The organism is Nocardiopsis sp. TNDT3 (genome assembly GCF_003427465.1).
GTDB classification, from domain to species: Bacteria; Actinomycetota; Actinomycetes; order Streptosporangiales; family Streptosporangiaceae; genus Nocardiopsis; species Nocardiopsis dassonvillei.
Genome location: NZ_QPFC01000138.1, coordinates 1 through 2237, shown reverse-complemented (window position 1 = coordinate 2237; position 2237 = coordinate 1). Strand labels below are relative to the sequence as shown.

General features: G+C 78.3%; 2 pseudogenes. Both read right to left on the bottom strand.

The features are described 5' to 3' along the window. Positions 1 to 727 (bottom strand): annotated as a pseudogene (locus DQW06_RS03960) (ligase); the annotation flags it as partial. Then, a pseudogene (locus DQW06_RS03955) lies at positions 727 to 2237 on the bottom strand (lipopolysaccharide biosynthesis protein); the annotation flags it as partial. The pseudogenes DQW06_RS03960 and DQW06_RS03955, both read right to left, overlap by 1 nt.

The window sequence follows — 2237 nt, the reverse complement described above, 5'->3', positions numbered from 1 at the left end:
ACCCCGAACCCTGCGCCACCCAGCCCACCACCAGCCACACCAGCAGCAGGGAGAGCATGTAGCCCCAGACGTTGGTGTACTCCCAGGGCGCCTTCGGGCGGGCCGACTCGTACCCGAAGATGTCCATGACCTGCGCGGACGCCGGGTGGATGAGGGTCTGCATGTAGGCATCGGAGGCGAGGGCCTCGGGGAGCAGGTACTCCATCGGGGCCGTGAACTCGAACCGGGGTGCGAGCATGCCCAGGTAGCCGCCCGCGACCGTGGTCAGGCACAGCACCGCCAGCGCGCCCACGACCGCGCGCGTGGGCAGTTCGCGCTCGGAGAGGTTGCCGACGTAGAGCACCAGGACCGTCAGCACCAGGTAGTTGACCGCCCGGAGCACGGCGCCGCCGTATCCGCCGCTGCCCGGCACCGTGCCGGGCATCTCCAGGTGGACCAGGCACAGGCCCAGCACCGTCCACAGCAGGAACAGCGCCCACAGCCAGAACCCCGGGGGGACCCGCAGCCCCGTGGCGCGGTGCCGGCGCACCAGTTCGGCGGCCATCGGGACCGCGAACAGCCAGTACGCGAACTGCCCCAGGCCCAGCGCCCACCACAGCGGATACCCGGCCAGCAGCCAGAGCAGCGGCCGACCGTCGGTCCCGCCCGCCGGGAGCGGGCCCCCGACGACGGGGCCCGCCGCCCCGGCGGTCGGCCGGGGGGCGCTCGCGGACGTGCTCCAGGCCATCAGTTCCGTGTCCCCGGGGCCGTGTCCGGGGCGGTGTCAGGGGCGCTGTCCGGGGAGTCGGAGTCCCCGGCGGCTCCGGTCGGCCGGGACTCCTCGGCCCCCTCGGCCCCCTCGGCCGCGAAGGCCACGAGGGCCTCCGTGGCCTCGGCGCCGCTGACGGTCGCCTCGGGGTCGTGGGGCTCCCGCGCCTCGGCGGTCCGGGCCAGCCCGAAGGCCATCTCCGCCTCCGAGGCCGTACCCGGGGCCGCGGCGTCCTCCTCGGTCCGGCCGGTCCCGGCGGCCTCGGGCGTCACCGGGATCTGGGTGGCGCCGTCGCCTCCCAGCACGCGGGGGACCTCCAGGCCCGCGGGTATCCCGCCGTCGCGGGGGGCCGCCGCGTCCTGCGCGGTGCCGTCGTCCGCCCCGGCCGCCTCCGCGATCCGCTCGGCCGTCTCGGCTTCGGACACCCCGGAGCGCTCCTGGGCGGTGTCGTCGCCTCCGGCGCGCTCGCCGCCGCCCGGGACCGCGGACTCCGCGTCCCCGTCGCGAGCCCGCGAAGGCGTGCCGGCGGCACCGTCGGCCGTGCTCCTCCCGCTCTCCGCGGCCTCGGGCTCCTCCGCGGCCTCCGCCCGCCGGGGACCGGGAACCCCGGGGACACCCTCGGCGTCCCTGGGAGCCGGGGGCCGGGCCGCCCCGCCGCGCCCCCGCGTCCCCGCGGTCCCGGCGGTGGCGGGCAGCTCGCTGACGATGCCGGTCAGCGTGATCCCCGCACCGGCGCGGCCCTTCGCGGCCCCGGCCGCCTCGTCCGCCCCGGCCGCTCCGTCCCTTCCGGGCGTGCGGTCGGGCCCGGTGGTCTGTTCCCCGGCGACCGGCTCGGCCGCGGACGGCGACGCCACCGGCGCGGGTCCGGCCAGCGGCTGGCGCGGCAGCACGGCCGTGCCCGGAACGGGAACCCCGAACCGGTCGGCGAGGACGAGCAGCTCCCCCAGTTCGGCGCGGCGCGTGCGGTCCAGTTCGACCACCGGCAGCATCAGGTCGGCCGAACCGGCCAGCGCGTGCGCGTCGGCCCGCTCGCTCACCGGCGCCACCGCCACCACCACGTACTCCGCCCCCGCCCGCAGCAGCCGCACCAGTTCCGGCATGGCGGTGCCCTGCACCGGCGCGTCCATACCCGGCGACCCGTAGCGCAGCACCCGCAGACGGGGCACCGCGTCGGGCCGCACCTCCAGGTCGGCGGGGTCCTCACCCTCCAGCAGCGCCTCGGCCAGGCCGGGGCCCTCCGGCAGCCCCAGCAGCTCGCCGACCGCGTCGGTGCGGGGGTCGGCGCACACCAGCAGCGTCTCCGAGCCCGTGCGGGCCAGGGAGGCGGCCAGGTTCACCGCGGTCGCCGCACCGGCGCGGCCCGGGGTGGTCGCGGTGACGAGCAGCACGCGGCCGAGGACCGCCTCCTCGTCCCCGAGGAGCACGGCCAGTTCGCCCTCCCCCCGGGCGCCGTCCGCGCCCGCTCCGGCGCGGTCGGACACCCCCGTCC